Origin of the sequence: Mycoavidus sp. SF9855, assembly GCF_024582735.1 — a bacterium.
GTDB lineage: Bacteria > Pseudomonadota > Gammaproteobacteria > Burkholderiales > Burkholderiaceae > Mycoavidus.
Map to the genome: position 1 here is coordinate 947937 of NZ_CP102085.1, position 20980 is coordinate 968916.

General features: G+C 56.6%; 1 protein-coding gene. It reads left to right on the forward strand.

The window, feature by feature from the left end; all coding sequences use genetic code 11:
• Positions 1-102: 102 nt before the first annotated feature.
• Positions 103-20925: an SDR family NAD(P)-dependent oxidoreductase gene (locus NQD60_RS03950; protein ID WP_257101149.1), complete on the forward strand. Its 20823-nt coding sequence runs from the start codon at positions 103-105 to the stop codon at positions 20923-20925.
• The last annotated feature ends 55 nt before the right edge of the window (positions 20926-20980 follow it).

The following is a 20980-nucleotide window of genomic DNA, read 5'->3' on the forward strand; positions in this document are numbered from 1 at the left end:
GCTTATGATATCCGTCACTTTCAAGTCTTAAGATTAACCTAGTCCGTCACCTATGTGGCGAGGCGTCATATAACAAAATATAACGTTTGAGGGGGAGTCATTATGCTAGACGTCATCAATGGATTGGCTAATGGATGGGTTGCTTCACATGTGATTGGTAGCTTCGTCCGGCACGGAGTTTGGCAGGCGATGTCAGCCCGACCGATGAGGCTTAAGAAGCTGGCATCACGCTACCGAGGCAATGTTGGGCATCTGCATGCGGGTCTGCGGCTCTTATATGAATTAGGTTGGGTGGAGTGGGTTGAAGCGGACCGATATGGAGTGGTCGCAGGTGCTTGTCTGGCACGGCAGTTGCCGAGCGATTTAGAGGAGTTGGCGCAACTACCGCTGGTGCAAGCGCTAGCGGTTGAACAATCTGAGCAGTCCGAATACTTACTGCGCTGGCTAGATCGCTGTAACGCTAGTTGGCCCGGAGTCGAGCCAATGGTGGCGAGCCTCTTGGACGGCGCTTTGTTGACGCCATTGCTAGCACACCTGCACACATTGGGTAGTGACGTATTGGCACAAACGCAGCCAAGCGACATATCAGTGGCTGCGTTACACGCGGTGCAAACCGTGTTCATTCAGCGTGGCTGGGGGCAGGTTGAGGCGGCAAATTTTCAGTTAACGCCGAGTGGCCGGGCGTTGCTGGCGAATAGTGGTGTTTTGGGTACGGTGGTGTCCTACACACCGATGCTTCGTCATCTTGATGATTTATTGTTCGGCGAAGCTCAGGACATCTTTGGCCAAGATGAGCCGAGGCATGAATTGCATCTGGACCGGACCCTGAATATTATCGCCAGTGGCGTGCAACATCAAAGCCACTTTGCTGAGCTTGACACGCTCATTCTACGCATCTTCGATCACCCCCCTTTAGCCACGCAACCCCGTTACATCGCGGATATGGGGTGCGGTGACGGGAGTTTACTGCTCAGAATCTACCAGCTTATCAAAACGCGTTCAGCACGAGGGCAGGCATTGGCGGAGTATCCACTCACGCTGATCGGCGCAGACGACAATGCGTTATCACTTGAAGCCACAGGAAAAACGTTGGCTGGGTTACCACACTTACTGGTGCGGGGAAGTATCGCAGACCCGCAGCAATTGATCACTGATTTAGCCGCAGCAGGCATCGAAGATCCAGAAAACATTTTGCATGTGCGGGCGTTTTTAGACCATGAGTGCCCGTTCCTGTCGATTGAAGACAAGAGAGCGGCTCGGCGGCGAGAGGGTTTGAATTACACTGGCGTATACATAGCGCGCGATGGCAGCGAAATCAAACCTGCCCACGCAGTACAGGGATTGGTTGAGCATCTGCGCCGCTGGCGCATGGCAGTTTCTCGCTTTGGTTTGCTCTCACTAGAGGTGCATTGTCTGCGGCCGAATACCGTTAAGTGCCTGGGGAATATGACAGAAAGCGCTCATTTTGATGCTTTTAAAGCGTTTTCTGGTCAGCAACTGGTCGAAGCTTCGGTTTTTTTAATGGCGGCAGCTGAAGTTGGCCTCTTTCCTGAGCCGGGCCTGTCGCGCACTTTTCCCGAGCGGCTGAACTTTACCCGCCTCTCTTTGCATCGGTTGATCCCCCAGTCTTATACGATTCGTCATCCAGTACGAGCCGATCTATCTCGCCTCAAGCATCTTAACCGGATGTGCGAGCCAAGCGCCATGCGTATCTCCACTGCGGAAATAAAGCGGCGCGTGTGTGATGTTCCACAGCAGCAAATGGTATTGGAGTTTGCCGGACAGATTGCGGCTGTGTTGTATACGCAGCGCATTGATTCTGTCGCAGCACTGCGCAGCATCTGCTATGCCGAAGTCGGGTGTTTATGCCAAGCAGAAGGCCGCTATGTGCAGTTGTTAGGATTATTTGTTGCGCCCGAGATGCATGGACGAGGGTTCAGTGATGCGCTGCTTGACTTGATGCTGGTCTATGGCTCGCTGCTTGACGGTGTAGAGGCTATCGTGGGTGTCACACGCTGCGCTCATTATAGTCAGTATCAGGCGGAGTGCAGCCTCGATCAGTATATTGAGTTACGCGACGAACAGGGCCAATTGATTGATCCGATGTTGCATTTCCATGCTTCGCATGGTGCCGTGATACGCGAAGTGCTGCCGGGGTTCAGGCCGGGAGACACAGAGAACGAAGGGGCTGGGGTGTTAATTGAATATCGCTTGCGCTCTGAGCAGAAGACGGTCGTCGAAACCGCAGGTCCACAAGCGGTATCGACTGATACTACGCGAGCTGTCAATCAGGTTGAGCCGATCGTGCGCAGCGCTGTGATAGAGGTATTGGGCAGTCAACGGGCGCCAGCCTATGATCCCCAGGCGCCGCTGATGGAGATGGGGCTCAGTTCACTGGAGTTGCTTGAATTAAGAAGGCGGCTGAGTACTCGCCTGGGAGAGTCGTTACCCTCGACGTTTTTCTTTAGCTATGGAACGCCTGAGGCGATCATTGGATACTTTATGGCTCAGGTCGCGGTTCAGCCGGTAGCGCAGACAACCGTGACGCCAGCGCCGCAGGCAAGCATAGTCCCAGCACGTGTGACACATGCTTCAGCGAGTCATGGTTCAGGGCAGGAGTCCAGCCGCCAGGACCAAGTCGTCGCGATCATTGGTGTGGCTTGTCGCCTGCCGGATAGAGTGAATACCCCGGCACAGTTCTGGCAAGAATTGCTGGCAGCGCGTGATGGGGTGGGGGCGTTACCCGCCCACCGGCAGGTGCTGTGGGGGAGCCAAGCAGAGCCATGTCGTTGGCAGGCAGGCTTTCTGACCGAGGTAGAGTGCTTCGATGCGGGTTTCTTTCGTATTTCGCCACGTGAGGCGAAATTATTGGATCCACAGCAACGTTTGTTATTAGAGGTCGCTTGGGAAGCACTGGAATCTGCTGCGATCGCGCCAGCCATGCTGCGTGGGACGCGTAGTGGAGTCTTCGTAGGCATGATGGGCAGTGACTACGAAGATGTGATTACGCGCAATGGCAGCAAGGCGGACATCAACGCCCACTTTGCCACCGGTAATGCGTGTTCGGTGGCGGCAGGTCGGTTGTCGTATTTCTTTGATTGGCAAGGTCCGGCACTCAGTATCGATACTGCCTGCAGTTCATCGCTGGTAGCCGTGCACACGGCATGTCGCAGCCTATTGGGCGGGGAGTGCACTCTGGCCTTGGCGGCTGGGGTGAATCTATTGCTCGATGACAAGCGGTTTCTAGCCTACGAACAGGCAGGTATGCTCTCACCTCATGGGCGGTGTCGGACATTCGATGCGTCGGCAGATGGGTATGTGCGAGGGGAAGGCTGTGCGGCGGTGGTTTTGAAGCGTTTATCTGATGCGCAGGCCGATGAGGACCCGATCATGGCAGTGATCCGGGGCAGTGCTATCAATCAAGATGGCAGCAGCAGTGGCTTAACTGCGCCGAACCAGTTGGCGCAGCAGGCAGTGATTGAAGCGGCGCTAGTTCAGGCGGGGTTAGCGCCGCACGAGATCGGCTACTTGGAGGCACATGGAACGGGTACTAAACTAGGCGATCCGATCGAGATCATGGCCGCTGCCCAAGTATTGGGGGCGGGTCGCTCAGCCAATCAGCCCCTTTTGATTGGCTCGCTCAAGAGTGTGATGGGTCATCTAGAAGCGGCGGCGGGTATTGCCGGGCTGATTAAGACGGTCCTGTCGATGCAGCACGGAGTGATTCCAGCACAGTTGCATTTTGCAACACCAAACCCGTATATTCCTTGGGAGCGCTTGCCGGTGCAGGTCGTCGCGCAAACCCAGAGGTGGCCGGCCGGGCTAAAGCGGGCGGGAGTGAGTTCATTCGGCTTTAGCGGCACCAATGCGCATGTTATTGTTGAGGAATATATTTCGCCACAGAAGACGTCAACGATGTTGAGCGGGCCGGTAATCATTGTGCTATCGGCCAAAAGCCAAGCACGGCTGCGGCAACAAGCACAGCAATTGCAGACATATTTGAAATGCCAGGCTGAGGTGAACCTGGCCGACCTAGCGTATACGCTCCAGGTAGGACGCGAGGCCTTGGACGTTCGGTTAGCGCTTGTGGTGAGGTCCATCAATGAGCTGAAAGAACAGTTGTTGGGCTATGCGCAAGGCAAGGCGTCTCAGGAAAATATATACCAGGGTGAATTCAAGCGCGGCCAGGAAACATTGGCGATGTTTCGCGCTGATGAAGATCAGCAAAAGAGCATCGCAGCGTGGCTTGGCAAAGGCGAACTTGATAAGTTGGCGCAGTTGTGGACACAAGGACTAGAGGTAGCGTGGGGACACGTATACGGTGCAGTGAAACCAAAGCGCATCAGCCTGCCAACGTATCCCTTTGCTAAAGAACGATACTGGGTGCTGAAGGCAGTACCGGATCCAGTGGTGGGGGGCGAGCAGGTCGTGCCGAGGGCAGTGCAACTGGAGAGGACGCGCGCGGCCGCTAATAAGCCGGGAATTGGGCCCGCTACAGAGGGTGCGACAGGTAAGCCTAGTGGTATTTCGTTGCGGACGCTTGAGACTGACCTGCGCAACGATGTGCCAACGCCGGCCAGCGGCAATCAATACGTGCCAGCGATGAATCACAAAACAGGCAGAGATGCAACTGATTCGCCAGCGGAGGAAACAAGCAACAGTCGCCCCGCGTCGCTAAAGACCCTGCAAGAAGAACTGACCAAGACTCTCGCCGAAGTATTGTATTTGGAGTACACGGAGATTGATGCAGAGTATCCGTTTGTCGAGCTTGGCTTGGATTCGATCACGGGTGTGGAATGGGCGCAGTTAATCAACCAATCTTTTGGTTTGTCATTACCGGTGACACGCCTGTATGACTATCCCACTATCCGGCGTTTGGCGGAGCACCTGTTGCCGATGGTTCTGAGCGTACCAGCTGGATCATTGGCGAATCATGAAACATCGACTGACATAATGGATTCGCCCGTGCTAGAAACGGGCAGCAATCGCTCTGAGTCGCTAAAGAGCTTGCAAGAAAAACTGACCAAGAGTCTTGCCGAAGTACTGTACTTGGAGTGCGCGGAGATTGATACAGAGTATCCGTTTGTTGAGCTTGGCTTGGATTCGATCACTGGCGTGGAATGGGCGCAGTTAATTAACCAATCTTTTGGTTTGTCGTTACCGGTGACACGGCTGTATGACTATCCCACCATCCGGCGTTTGGCCGAGCATTTGTCGCCGATGGTCCTAAGCGACCCGTTACTTGGCGCATCGATGCTGCCAGGCGAAACTCATGGTCTGGTTGCTGCGTCAGCCCCACGCTTGTCTGCAGCGCCCCGTCCAGTACCTGCGGCGCCGGAGATTCAACCGATACCGCAGCAGGAGGGCGTTGCTATCGTGGGGATGTCGGGGGCCTTTCCAAAATCAAAAAACCTAGAAGAGTTCTGGGATAACCTCGTGCAGGGTAGGGATTGTGTGTCGGAAGTTCCTGTGCAGCGGTGGTCGATCGAACAGTACTACGATCCGCGTCCGGCTACGCTGGGCCGAACGTATAGCAAGTGGATGGGGGCGTTGGAGGAGGCCGAGTGCTTCGATCCGTTGTTTTTCAATATTTCCCCGGCTGAAGCGCAATGGATGGATCCTCAGCAACGTCTGTTTCTAGAGCATAGCTGGAACTGTATCGAAGCCGCGGGCATCAATCCGCACACTTTGTCAGATAGCCGCTGTGGCGTGTATGTGGGTTGCAGCGCTAGCGGCTATGGTCGAGTGGGTGATGGCAGCGAGTTGACCGCCCAGGGACTGCTGGGGAGTGCGTCGTCGATCCTGTCGGCCCGAATCGCGTATTTTCTGAATTTGAAGGGTCCTTGCTTGGCGCTTGACACCGCTTGTTCGTCGTCGTTGGTGGCCATCGCTGAAGCGTGCGACAGCTTAATCTTCAGACAAAACGACTTAGTTCTTGCGGGTGGCGTATGTGTGTTGGCAGGACCGGATATGCACATCATGACCAGCAGCGCAGGCATGTTATCGAAAGTCGGACGTTGCTTCACTTTCGATGCACGAGCGGATGGTTTTGTGCCGGCAGAGGGGGTGGGTGTCTTACTGCTTAAGCGCTTAACGGATGCAGTGCGCGATCAAGACCTGATCCACGGTGTCCTGCGGGGTTGGGGGGTGAATCAGGACGGCCGCACGAACGGTATTACGGCGCCAAGTGTGAGCTCGCAGATAACCTTACAAAAACAGGTCTACGAACGCTTTGGGATCAATCCAGAGACGATCTCCCTGGTCGAAGCTCATGGCACGGGTACGGCATTAGGGGATCCGATCGAGGTAGAAGCTTTAACGGCATCGTTCCGTGCATATACCGCGCAGCAGGACTACTGCGCTTTAGGATCGGTCAAAAGCAATCTTGGCCATCTGCTCGCTGCCGCTGGCGTTGCGGGCGTGATCAAAGTGTTGTTGGCGTTGCGCCATCGCGTGCTGCCGCCGACGATCAATTTCTCTACGCTCAATGAGCGTATCGCAGTGGCTGGCAGTCCTTTTTACATCAATACTGATTTGCAGCCGTGGACGGTGGCGGGAGATCAACCGCGGCGTGCAGCGGTGAGTTCATTTGGCTTTAGCGGTACGAATGCCCATCTGCTGCTGGAAGAATACCCATCGTCGGTACCCGTGCGTCGGGTGGACCATCCTCAGCAGGTCTTGCTTGTGTTGTCGGCAAAGGCCCCGGAGCGGCTGCAAGCGTACGCCGCAAAAATGAAGGCGTGGGCCGAGGGGGAAACGGAGCTTGATCTTGCTGCTCTAGCTTACACCCTACAGACTGGGCGTGAGGCGATGGTTCATCGGCTGGCGTTGGTGGTGGAGTCGCGCGAGCAGATGCTGGATGCGCTTGACAGATTCACTCGTGGTCAATCGGCGCCTGGCTTTTTCACAGGGCAGGTCAAAAAAAGTGCCGAGCACGCGGCACTCTTTGAGGATGATGAGGACGCCGATGTATTGTTGCAGGCGTGGCTGCGTGCCAAGAAGTTGCGCAAGCTAGCGCAGTTGTGGGTGCAGGGACTGGCCGTGGAGTGGGGACAGTTATATGGTCAAACCAAGCCGCGGCGGATGAGCCTTCCGACCTATCCGTTTGCGAAGGAGCGGTACTGGGGGCAGACACGGGTGGTGCCAAATGGGTTAGAACGCCAATTGCATCCGTTGCTGCACCGAAATACGTCAGATTTGAGCCAACAGCGTTTTAGTACGACGCTGACCGGCAAGGAATTTTTCCTGCACGACCACGTGGTGCAAGGTCAGCGTATTGTGCCTGGAGCTGCCCAATTGGAGTGGGCGCGCGCGGCGGTGGCGTTGGCGAGTCATGGTGAGGTAGGACAGACCGTGATGCTGGAAGAGGTGATGTGGCTGCGCCCATTGGTGGTAGCCGAGCCACGAGAAGTCCATATCGGTTTGGAGAGTCAGGCAGACGGTCGGGTTGGCTTTGAAATCTACAGCGATAGTGGGGATGAAGCCGTTGTGTATAGCCGGGGTTGGGCTCAATGGGTGGCGGTAGGTGAAGCACCGCAGGTGGATCTAGAGGCAGTGCGGGCACACTGTGAGCGGACCGTGGCGGGGGAGGCGTGTTATGCACAGTTTGCGCAACAGGGCTTAGAGTTTGGTCCGAGCTTCCAGGTTTTAAAAGAATTGTGGCTAGGCGATCAGGTTGCGGTAGGTGCCTTGCGCTTGACCGCAGATGCGCCAGCCGGTTATGTCTGGGCGCCAAATATGTTGGATGGGGCGCTGCAGGCAAGCGTGGGCCTGGCGCAAAATAAGACGGATGCACCCTTAGCGCTACCCTTCGCGGTAGCCCAGGTGAGGCAATGGGGTGAACTGCCGATGCCGGCGTGGATTGTGGTGCGCCCAAGCGTCGACGACAGTGCGTTGGTGCGCAAGTTAGAGCTTGAAATTGCGGATGGGAATGGGCAAGTGGCGCTGCGCTTAAGTGGCTTCAGTACACGACCTCTGCCTGGAGCAATTCTTGTGCATGAGGCCATTGAGCAGGCAGTCGCGGCTCCTCAGACGGTCCTATTAGCGCCGCAGTGGACGGCGCAAGCCCCTGTACAAGCAGCGCTCTCCCCGATCTATGAGAGGCACGGGATCTTATTGTGTGAAGTGGGCCAAGATCGGCCAGAGAGGATCGCTGAGCTTACTGCTGCGCTGCCTACAGCACAGTGCGTGGGGTTAACCGGAAACGGCACACTGGCGCAGCGCTATACGGCGTATGCGATGCAATTGTTGGCATGGCTACAGAAAGAAGTTGCAGCCCATCCGGATAAGGCGCTCTTGCTACAACTGATTATCCCCAGCGAAGTTGAAGGCTTAGTGCTGCAGGGGCTAGGTGGATTACTGCGGAGTGCGCAACAAGAATACCGGTTGTTGGCGTGCCAGGTGGTAGCGGTGGAGGCGGAGGTGTCGATGCTGGTTTTGGCGCAACGATTGCGAGCCGAGGCGGCATCCCCCTCGCCAATGGTGCGGTATGTTAATGGGCAACGAGAGGTCTGGGACTTTGCGCCGTTGGACAACGAAGAGACAACGCTACCCTGGCGTGAGCAGGGTGTCTACTTAATCACCGGCGGTTTGGGCGGGCTGGGGCAAGTGTTCGCGCGGGCGATAGCGCAGCAGGTCCGCCATCCGGTGTTAGTGTTGACTGGGCGCCGTGCGTTAAAGCTGGCGCAGGAGCGTGTGCTGGAGGAATTACAGACGATGGGCGCGCGGGTTGCATATCGCGCTGCGGATGTGAGTGATGCTGTGGCCGTGGCGGCCTTAGTGCTAGAAATAGTGGCGCAGTATGGGCAATTGAACGGCGTGATCCATAGCGCTGGGATAGTGCACGACGGTTTGCTGGCGCAGAAGACTGGCGCGACCCTACAGCAGGTGCTGGAGCCGAAGGTGATGGGCTTGATAGCGTTGGATCAGGCGACGCGAGAGGTGGCGCTGGATTGGCTGGTGCTGTGCTCGTCAGTAGCGAGTGTGTGGGGCAACGTGGGGCAGACCGATTATGCTGCAGCGAATGGCTTCTTGGACAGCTATGCGCAGTACCGAACAAGCCTAGTGGCGCAGGGAAAGCGCCAAGGTCGCACCGTATCGGTGAATTGGCCGTTGTGGGCCGAAGGCGGTATGCAGCTAGATCTGGCGACCCAAGAGCGACTGCGACGGGAGACCGGGTTAGAGGCGATGCCGAGTGCTGCGGGCGTCACTGCGCTGTGTCAAGCGCTGGCACAGAGCGCCGCGCACGTGGCGGTGGGCTATGGTGCCGTGGCCCGCGTGCTGCATCAGTTGCAAGTGGCTTGCCAAGCGCGGCGACTGCCAACGGTGACGGGAAGTGCGGATAACCCAGTTGCAATTGACGAATTGCAGTTGCAAATAGAGCATGGGTTGACAGGATTAATCTCGGCGCAACTCAAAATTGCGCGCGAAGAGTTGGAGCGCGATGCCGCGCTGAGCGAATTTGGGTTTGATTCGATCACGCTAACGGAGTTCGGCAACGCATTGCACCAGAAGTACGGCTTAACCCTGAGTCCCACGATATTCTTCGAGTATGCGACGATTGCAGCGCTGGCGGGCTATCTGGCGCGGGAACACCAAGCGGTGCTGGCACCGGTGTTTACCGCAACAGTGGCGACGCCAATCCGTCCAAATGGCAGCGCTCTGCCTCAGCCGTTTGCATCCACCCGTAGCCATTGGCGAGGACGCCTTGCGGCGGCACCGCTTAGGCGTGAGGCGAGTGAGTACGGGCCGAGCCGGGTCGAGCCGATCGCGGTGATCGGTATGAGCGGATGTTTCCCGCAAGCAGAGGATATCGATGCCTTGTGGGCTAACCTACTGGCAGAGCGGAACAGCATCGGGTCATTGCCAGCCAACCGCTGGGACCGTGGGTCAGCACCGGCGATTTGCCATGCCGGTGTGATCGAAAATATAGACCAATTTGATCCGCTCTTTTTTGGTATTTCGCCGCGCGAAGCGCAAGCGATGGATCCACAGCAGCGACTGCTGATGCTGTCTGTGTACCGAGTGATTGAGGATGCCGGCTATTCAGTGCAGGGCCTGTCGGGCAGCGCTACGGCACTGCTGGTCGGGGCTGCCGCCGGTAGCGGTTATGGAAATTTGCTGGCGCAGGCGGGCGAGACGGTGGCCGGCTATAGCGCGGCGGGACTGGTAGGGTCGATGGGACCCAATCGGATGAGCTATTGGTTGAACTGGCATGGGCCGAGTGAACCGATCGAGACGGCTTGCTCAAGTTCGCTGGTCGCGGTGCATCGAGCGCTAGAATTGCTGCGCAGCGGGCAGTGCGCACAGGCGGTGGTAGGCGGGGTCAACACCCTGTTGTCAATGGACATGCACGAAAGTTTTACCCAGGCGGGCATGTTGAGCCCGGATGGACGCTGCAAGACTTTCTCCGCGCAGGCTGATGGTTATGTGCGCGGGGAGGGGGTGGGCATGCTGTTTCTCAAACCACTAGCGGCGGCCGAGCGCGATGGAGATCATATTTATGGTTTGCTCAAGGGCAGTGCCACCAACCATGGTGGGCGGGCCAATTCACTGACGTCGCCAAACCCGCGAGCACAGGCGGATCTGATCAAAGCTGCACTGCAACAAGCTGGGGTAGAACCTGGGACAGTCAGCTATATTGAAGCGCATGGCACGGGTACCGCGTTAGGGGATCCGATCGAAGTGCAAGGGCTTAAGAGCGCCTTTGCAGAGCTGTCCTCAGAGCGACCCGCGCAGCGTTGCGGCTTAGGTTCGGTGAAGAGCAATATTGGGCACCTGGAACTGGCCGCGGGGGTGGCGGGCCTGATTAAGGTTTTACTGCAGCTACAACACCGGACCTTAGTGAAGAGCTTGCATTGCGAAGAACTGAATCCACTGCTGGCGTTGGACGGCAGTCCGTTCTATGTGGTGCAGCAAACACAAGCCTGGGAAGCCTTACGAGACCGGCAGGGACAGGAATTACCGCGGCGCGCCGGGGTGAGTTCGTTTGGCTTTGGTGGGGTCAATGCGCATGTCATCGTTGAGGAGTATGTGGCGCCACACAGGCCTGCGATGGTCTTCAGTGGACCTGTGGTGGTAGTCCTATCGGCCAGAAACGAGGCGCAGCTAAGGCAGCAGGTGCAGCAGTTGCTGGCGTACCTGGAGCGCCAGGCTGAGGTGAATCTGGCCGACTTGGCGTATACGCTGCAGGTGGGGCGCGAGGCACTGGGGGTCAGAGTGGCGTGGGTGGTCAGCACGGTCGAAGTACTCAAAGAGCGCTTGTTACGTCATGCGCAAGGTGAGCCGACTGGCGCGGACACCTATCAAGGCGAGCTCAAGCACGAGCAGGGCATCTTGGCGGTGTTCCGGGCTGATGAGGAGTTGCAAGAAGTCATCGGTAAGTGGCTGGCCCGCCGCAAAATAGGTAAGCTGGCAGAGTTGTGGGTGCAGGGGCTGGTGGTGGCGTGGGAGCAGTTATACGGTCAAACAAAACCAAAGCGGATCAGTCTCCCAACCTATCCTTTTGCTAAGGAGCGGTACTGGGCGCCGACGACGGTGCAGGATCAGGCGGTGCGAGGTGAGTCGGTCATATCGGCGGGAGTGCAGTTGGAGGATAAGCCCGGAATTCTGCTTAGTGCCGAGAGTGTGACGGATAAGCCAAGCGGCATCGCGTTGCAAACGCTTGAGGTTGAATTGCTCAACGAAGTGCCCTCCTTGCTTAGCAGCGCTCAGTGCACACGAGTAGCGAATTATGGCACAGCCGATGAGATAACACCTTTACCGGTGGTGGAGGTGGCTAGAGGATTAAGCGGTGTCAGCAGTAGTCGCTGCGCATCGCCACAAATCTTGGCGGCAGAACTGACCAGGAGTCTCGCTGAAGTATTGTATCTGGAGCACGCGGACATCGATGCGGATCATCCGTTTGCTGAACTTGGACTGGATTCGATCACTGGCGTGGAATGGGTGCAAGCGATCAATAAATCTTTTGGTCTATCGTTGCCGGTGACACGCCTGTATGACTATCCTACCATCCGGTGCCTGGCGGAGCATCTGTCGTCGCTGGGCCTGAGCGTGCAGAGTGCACCAATGCATCAGCCAACAGTTGGTGATATAACAGATCGATCGATGCTTCTTAATCCTCTAGCGGGGGGCAACTCGGACAACGCTAAAAACCCGCTACTTGGAACCTCGATGCCGCCTGGCGAATCGCACGATGAGGTTCCAACTCAAACAGCGAACGTGCCGATGGCACCAGAGCACCATTATACCGTTGGTGCGGACGTTGTTCAGCCAATACCGCAACAGGAGGGCGTTGCCATTGTAGGGATGTCGGGAGCCTTTCCAAAATCAAAAAACCTAGAAGAGTTTTGGGATAACCTCGTGCAGGGTAGGGATTGCGTGTCGGAAGTTCCTGCGCAGCGCTGGCCGATCGAGGGGTACTATGATCCGCGCCCGGCTATCCTAGGTCGGACGTACAGCAAATGGATGGGGGTCTTGGAGGAAGCAGAGTGCTTCGATCCGTTATTTTTCAACATTTCACCGGCCGAAGCACAGTGGATGGATCCTCAGCAACGCCTGTTTTTGGAGCATAGTTGGAATTGTATCGAGGCCGCAGGCATCAATCCGCAAACTTTGTCGAATAGCCGCTGCGGTGTGTATGTGGGTTGTGGCGCTAGCGATTATGGTCGGGTTGGCGACGGTAGCGAGCTGACGGCCCATGGGTTACTCGGGAGTGCGTCGTCGATTTTGTCGGCCCGGATCGCCTATTTTCTGAATTTGAAGGGTCCTTGCCTGGCGATTGACACCGCTTGTTCGTCGTCGTTGGTGGCCATCGCTGAGGCATGCGACAGCTTAATGCTCAGACAAAGTGACTTAGTTCTCGCCGGCGGTGTATATGTGTCAGCGGGGCCGGATATGCACATCATGACCGGCAGCGCAGGCATGCTATCGAAAGTCGGACGCTGTTTCACTTTCGATGCGCGGGCGGATGGTTTTGTGCCAGGAGAAGGGGTGGGTGTCCTATTGCTGAAGCGTTTCACGGATGCGGTACGCGATCAAGATCTAATCCACGGTGTGTTGCGGGGTTGGGGGGTGAATCAGGACGGCCGCACGAATGGTATTACGGCACCCAGCGTAAGCTCGCAGATAACCTTACAAAAGCAGGTCTATGAACGCTTTGGGATCAACCCGGAGACGATCTCTCTGATAGAAGCTCATGGTACGGGTACTGCATTAGGGGACCCGATTGAGGTGGAAGCTTTAACGGAGTCGTTCCGTTCATATACCGCGAAGCAGGGCTACTGCGCTTTAGGATCGGTCAAAAGCAATATTGGCCATCTGCTAACCGCCGCCGGTGTTTCGGGCGTGATCAAAGTGTTGCTGGCGTTGCGCCATCGTATGCTGCCGCCGACGATCAATTTCTCCACGCTCAACGAGCGTATCACGGTGGAGGGCAGTCCTTTTTACATCAATACTGCCCCGACGCCGTGGACGGCGGATGAGGGGCAACGGCGGCGCGCAGCGGTGAGTTCATTTGGCTTTAGCGGCACGAATGCCCATCTGGTGCTCGAAGACTATCCATCATCGGTAGACATGCGCCGGGCGGAGAGTCCTCAGCAGGTTTTAATCGTGTTGTCGGCAAAGACAGCGGAACGGCTGCAAGCGTATGCCGCAAAAATGAAGGCGTGGGCCGAAGGGAAAACGGAGCTTGATCTTGCCGCTCTAGCTTATACCCTGCAGACTGGACGCGAGGCGATGATTCACCGGCTAGCGTTGGTGACGGAATCGCGGGCACAGATGTTAGATGCATTCGACAGATTCACGCGTGGTCAATCGGCGCCTGGCCTCTTCACCGGGCAGGTCAAAAAGAGTGCCGAGCACGCGGCACTCTTTGAGGAGGATGAGGATGACAAGGCGCTGTTACAGACGTGGATGCGTGCCAAGAAGTTGCGTAAGTTAGCCCAATTGTGGGTGCAGGGACAGAGTTTCGACTGGACCAATTTGTACCCGCAGAGCAAGCCGCTTCGTCTGAGTCTGCCAACCTATCCTTTCGCCAAAGAGCGATATTGGGTGCCGGCGATGAGGGTGCAGGGCGGGCTAGTAAGTCAGCTTCATCCGCTCGTACACCGTAACACATCAGATTTTGGTGAGCAGCGCTTTAGTACGACGCTCACGGGCGAAGAATTTTTCCTCCGCGATCACGTGGTACGAGGTGAGCGGCTCGCGCCTGGGGTAGCACAGCTGGAGTGGGCGCGTGCGGCGGTGGCATTGGCCAATGGGGGGGAGATTGGCACGGCGGGGCGATCGGTTCTCTTGCAGGAAGTGACCTGGCTGCGCCCGCTGGTGATAACACAGCCGCAGGAAGTGCATATTGGACTGGAGATGCAGGAAGATGGCTGTATTGGCTTTGAGATCTACAGCGGTAGCGGGGACGATGCGGTCGTGTATAGCCAGGGTTGGGCTCAGCTAGCCGAAATGGGCGAAGCGCCGCAGGTGGATCTGGAGGCCGTGCTAGCACAATGTGAGCAGCAGTTGACGGGCGAGGCCTGTTATCTGCGGTTCGCCCAATTAGGGTTAAGTTACGGTCCGAGCTTCCAGGTTCTGGGCGAATTGCGGGTCGGCCATCACCTCGCGGTGGGTGCTTTACGTTTGGCCGCAGAGATGCCAGTCGGCTATGCGTGGGTGCCGAATATGTTAGACGGGGCGCTACAGGCAAGCGTGGGGCTGACGCTAGACAAGACCGATGGATCCTTGGCGTTGCCATTCGCTGTGGCGCGGGTGCAGCAATGGGGGGAACTGCCCACGCCGGCGTGGGCAGTGGTGCAGCCAGGAGCAGGCGACAGCACGGCAATCCGCAAGTTCGATGTTGACATCGTCGATGCGAATGGACGGGTGGCATTACGTTTAAGTGGTTTCAGTGCACGCACTTTGCATGAGGCAGCTGAGCATGTAGTGACTGCACCTCAGACCGTTCTGCGGGCACCGCACTGGATAGCACAAACCATCGCGCAACCAGCAGCAGTGCCGGCCTATGGGGTGCAAGGAATTTTGTTGTGTGAGGTAGGCAAAGAGGGGCCAAAGAGACTCGCTGAACTTGCTGCTGCGCTGCCTACAGCACAGTGCGTGGGGTTAACCGGAAACGGCACACTGGCGCAGCGCTATACGACGTATGCGATGCAATTGTTGGCATGGCTACAGAAAGAAGTTGCAGCCCATCCAAATAAGGCGCTGTTGCTGCAACTGGTTGTCCCCAGCGAAGGCGAAGACGCGGTGCTGCAGGGGCTAGGTGGATTACTGCGGAGTGCGCAGCAAGAGTACCGGTTGTTGGCGTGCCAGGTGGTAGCAGTGGAGGCGGGGGTGTCGATGCCGGTCTTGGCGCAACGATTGCGAGCCGAGGCGGCATCCCCCTCTGCAATGGTGCGGTATGTTAATGGGCAACGAGAGGTCTGGGACTTTGCGCCGTTGGAACACGAAGAGATGACGCTACCCTGGCGTGACCAGGGTGTCTATTTAATCACCGGCGGCTTGGGTGGGTTGGGGCAAGTGTTCGCGCGGGCGATAGCGCAGCAGGTCCGCCATCCGGTGTTAGTGTTGACTGGGCGCCGCGCGTTAAGGCCGGCGCAAGAGCGTGTGCTGGAAGAATTACAGACGATGGGCGCGCGCGTTGCGTACCGGGCCGTGGATGTGAGCGATGCCGTGGCTGTGGCGGCCTTAGTGATAGAAATCGTGGCGCAGTACGGGCAATTGAACGGCATGATCCATAGCGCTGGGGTAGTGCACGACGGTTTGCTGGCGCAGAAGACTGGCGCGACCCTACAGCAGGTGCTGGCGCCAAAGGTGGCAGGTCTAGTGGCCTTGGATGAGGCGACACGAGAGGTGGCGCTGGACTGGCTGATGCTGTGCTCGTCGGCGGCTAGCGTGTGGGGTAATGTGGGACAGACCGATTACGCCGCGGCGAATGGCTTCTTGGACAGCTATGCGCAGTACCGAGCCGGCTTGGTGGCGCAGGGGCAGCGCCAAGGTCGCACCGTATCGGTGAGTTGGCCGTTATGGGCCGAGGGCGGTATGCAGCTAGATCCGGCGACCCAAGAGCGGCTGCGACGGGATACCGGGTTAGAGGCGATGCCGAGTGCCGCGGGTATCACTGCGCTGTGTCAAGCGCTGGCACAGAGTGCTGCGCACGTGGTGGTGGGCTATGGTGTTGTGGCCCGCGTGCTGCATTACCTGCAAGTGGCTTGCCAAGCGCGGCTACTATCGCCGGTGGCGATCGAGGAACGGGTGGCTGATGACCCCGCCGCAGTTGACGAATTGCAGTCGCAAATAGAGCATGTGCTGACAGGATTGATCTCGGCGCAACTCAAAATTGCGCGTGAGGAACTGGAGCGCGATACATCGCTGAGTGAATTTGGGTTTGATTCGATCACGTTAACGGAGTTCGGCAACGCCTTGCACCAGAAGTACGGCTTAACCCTGAGTCCTACGATATTCTTCGAGTATTCGACGATTGCAGCGCTGGCGGGCTATCTGGTGCGGGAATACCAAGCGGAGCTCGCGCCGGCGTTTACGGCAATGGCGACGACGCCAATCGGTCCAGATAGCGGCACTCTTTCTCCAACGCTAGCTCCTGTTGTTCCTCGGCGCCGGCAGGGGCACGTTGCAATGGCAACGCTAAAGGACGATGCGAAGCGGAGCGAGACGATTAAGGCCGAGCCAATTGCGGTGATCGGCATGAGTGGTTGTTTCCCGCAAGCTGAGGATATCAATGCTTTTTGGGCCAACCTACTGGCGCAGCGCGACAGCATCGGGTCATTGCCAGCCAACCGCTGGGACCGTGGGTCAGCGCCGGCGATTTGCCATGCCGGCGTGATCGAAAGCATAGACGAATTTGATCCGCTCTTTTTTGGTATTTCGCCGCGCGAAGCGCAAGCGATGGATCCGCAGCAGCGACTGCTGATGCTGTCTGTGTACCGAGTGATTGAGGATGCTGGCTACTCGGTACAAAGCTTGTCGGGCAGCGCTACGGCACTGCTGGTGGGGACGGCTGGGACCGGTTATGGACAGTTGCTAGCGCAGGCGGGTGAGACAGTGGCAGGATACAGTGCGGCGGGAGTAGTGGGATCGATGGGTCCGAACCGGATGAGCTATTGGTTAAATTGGCACGGGCCGAGTGAACCGGTCGAGACGGCGTGCTCGAGTTCGCTGGTCGCGGTGCACCGGGCGCTAGAACTGTTACGCAGTGGCCAGTGCGCGCAGGCGGTGGTGGGCGGGGTCAACACGCTGCTGTCGTTGGAGACGCACGAGAGTTTTACCCAGGCAGGTATGCTAAGCCCGGATGGGCGCTGCAAGACTTTCTCCGCGCAGGCCGATGGCTATGTGCGCGGGGAGGGGGTGGGTATGCTGTTTCTCAAACCGCTGGCGGCGGCTGAACGAGATGGGGACCATATCTACGGCCTGCTCAAGGGCAGTGCGACTAACCATGGCGGTCGGGCCAATTCACTGACAGCACCGAACCCGCGAGCGCAAGCTGATCTGATCAAGGCTGCACTGCAGCAAGCCGGGGTGGCGCCGGAGACAATCGGCTATATCGAGGCGCATGGCACAGGCACTGACTTAGGCGATCCGATCGAGGTCCAAGGACTCAAGAGCGCATTTGCCGAGTTGGCCCCAGAACTGTTGTCAGGACAGAGTTGTGGCTTGGGCTCGGTGAAGAGCAATATCGGGCATCTAGAACTGGCCGCAGGAGTGGCCGGGCTGATCAAGGTACTGTTGCAAATGCAGCATCGGACCTTAATCAAAAGCTTGCATTGCGAAGAACTCAATCCGCTGTTGGCTTTGCACGGTAGCCCGTTCTATGTGGTGCAGCAAACGCAAGCCTGGGAAGCCTTACGAGATCGGCAAGGACAGGAATTGCCACGGCGCGCTGGCGTCAGTTCGTTTGGCTTTGGTGGGGTCAATGCGCACGTCATCGTTGAGGAGTATGTGGCGCCACAGAGGGTAGCGACGGTATGCAGTGGACCTGTGGTGGTGGTCCTATCGGCCAGAACCGGAGAACAGCTACGGCAGCAGATACAGCAATTGCTAGCGTACTTGGAGCGCCAGCCGGAGGTGAATCTGGCCGACTTGGCGTATACGCTGCAGGTGGGGCGCGAAGCGCTGGGGGTGAGGTTGGCGTTGGTCGTTAGCACGGTCGATGTACTGCAAGAACGATTGTTACGTTACCTGCGAGGCGAAGCGGTTCAGGAAGATACCTACGAAGGCGAGCTCAAGCACGAGCAACGCATCTTGTCGGTGTTCCGGGCTGATGAAGAGTTGCAGGAAGCCATTGGCAAGTGGATAGTACGCCGCAAAATAGGTAAGTTAGCAGAATTGTGGGTGCAGGGGTTGGTGGTGGAGTGGGGGCAGTTATACGGTCCAAAAAAACCGCAGCGGATCAGTCTCCCAACCTATCCGTTTGCCAAAGAGCGGTACTGGGTGCCACAGAAGGTAATGCTGCCCAACGCAAGCGAGCAACATGTACTGGCTGAGACAGCAACTCTGAACCCCGGCCCAAGTGCGGCGGGTGACTTACAGTCACAGATAGAACATGCGTTGACGGAGCTGATCTCGGCGCAACTAAAAATTGCACGCAAGGAATTGGAGCGAGATACGCCGCTTAGTGCATTTGGTTTTGACTCGATTACGCTGACGGAGTTCAGTCGTGTATTGAACCAAAAATATGGTGTATCGATGACGCCGGCCATGTTTCTCAAATACACGACGGTTGCAAAGTTAGCCGGCTATTTAGCGCGGGCACAACCAGCGGGGCTCGTGCCTATGTTTGAAGTAACGGCTGCAATGCGTACCGATGCTGGCACAGTTTCGCCGCCCTACCTGCAGCATCAAGAAGGGAACCATACAGTGGCAATGCCGGAAAGCCATCCCACCGAGCTTGAACCCATCGCGGTGATCGGGATGAGCGGATGTTTCCCGCAAGCAAACACTCTGCAAGAATATTGGGACAATTTAGTCACCGGACGGGATTGTATTACTGAAATTCCGACAGATCGCTGGTCGCTGGATGGCTTCTATATTGAAGACAAACAAACTGCACTGGCCCAAGGTTGTAGCTACACCAAATGGGGCGGGTTTATTCCAGAACTCAACACGGTCTTTAATACCGAGTTTTTCACGACGGCATTCGAAACGCACTCTATTTGTACTGATTGGACAGATGAGCAAAAACTGTTTGTGCAGATGGTCTGGACTCTACTTGAGTCGGCCGGCTACACCAGCGCTGAATTGAACAAAGTGTGCCAATCTCGGGTAGGCGTTTATGCCGGTATGATGTCTCATCCAATGGGGCTAACCGAAGCCAATAAACTTAAAATGATGGCGGCTCATACCATGGGTGGTTTGTCGGGCATGGTGTCGCACTTATTCAAATTTTACGGACCGAGTCTTGTCATTGACACCTACAGCGCTTCTTCCATGACAGCGCTGCACATGGCCTGCACCAGCTTGGCACATGGCGAATGTGAGGCGGCGATTGCGGGTGGCATTATGCTGATGTATCCAGAGTTGTATCAGTATTCTTGCCAGCTTGGTATCCTGGGTAGCCATCCTGGCAGTCGAAGTTTTGCGGCGAACAGCGATGGGCCTTTATTCTGTGATGGCGCTGGGGTTGTGTTGCTAAAACGCTTATCTAAAGCAATTCAAGATAAAGACACTATTTTGGGCGTGATCAAATCAACGGTCGCCAATAATGTCGGCAATATTGGCCTATCAAGCATGCCAACCCCCGATGTCATCGCGAATTCAATTAAAGAAAATATCGTTAAATCGGGGATTGATCCGCGGACCATCAGCTATGTCGAGACATTTGCACCAGGATTCGCGATCGCGGATGCGCTTGAAGTGTTTGCCACTGAACAAGCTTTTCGTGAATTTACTCAGGATCGGCAGTTTTGTGCGCTAGGGTCATTGAAGCCCAGTATTGGCCATGCTACGGCAGCCTCAGGTATTTCGCAGCTGATTAAAGTACTGCTGCAAATGCAGCATAAACAATTGGCGCCGACTCTTCAGGTTAGCCCTATGCGCTCTGATTTAGAGTTGGAGCATTCTCCGTTCTATCTACAGCAAGAGGCGCAAGCCTGGGACCGTCCTTGTATTCAAGTCAATGGAGCGGAACAAGAGATACCCCGCCGTGCGATGATCAATTCGATGGGCTATGGTGATTTTTATGCTGGTGTGATTCTTGAAGAATACTGTCGTGAGGGAACCTCAGACCTTCGAGAAGCGCCGCAAATTGAGTGCCCCGCCAGCGAGCAGCTGATTGTTTTATCAGCCAAGACGGCCGAGCATTTAAAAGCCATGATCGAACAGCTAGGGCAATTTGTCCGGAGTCAAGCGCAATTTTCGTTACAGGACATGGCCTATACGCTGCAGTTAGGGCGCCAAGCGATGCCGTTGCGCTGGGCTGTGGTAGTGCAAGATCGAGCTAGCTTACTCAGTGCTTTAACCTTTGCCTCAAAACAACAAGAGGTGACGTCGTCAGTTACGCCAGGCAGAACGATTTTTGCCGGCACCATCGATCAATCCGCTAAAAGTGGCGGGGTGCGACGAGAGGTACAGGCCCAAACGCCAATGCTGCAGCACTATTTGGCAAAAAAAGATTTCGCGCAGATTGCTGCCTGCTGGGTGAAGGGAGAGAGCATCGCTTGGGAGCTATTGCATGAAGGGCAATCGCCACGACGCATTGAGTTGCCGACCTATCCCTTTTTGTTGGAAATGCAAGTACACTATCAAAAAAATAAGCAATATCTAACCGCGACTGGAGACATACTTAAAGAAGCGGGTGACTCAGATAAAGAAGCGGGTGACGCAGATAAAGAAGCGGGTGACGCAGACTGCCCATCAAGCGCTGCGCAGCTGGCCGATGATCATGCAAAGTTTTCTGATGTCAGCTGAACTCACTAAGCGTAAAGGCCGGGCCAATGTTTAAAAGATGATTGGAGCGCTACTG

Coding starts and splice junctions, on each gene's coding strand:
- NQD60_RS03950 (WP_257101149.1), top strand. CDS start 103: ATGCTAGACGTCATCAATGGATTGGCTAATGGATGGGTTGCTTCACAT.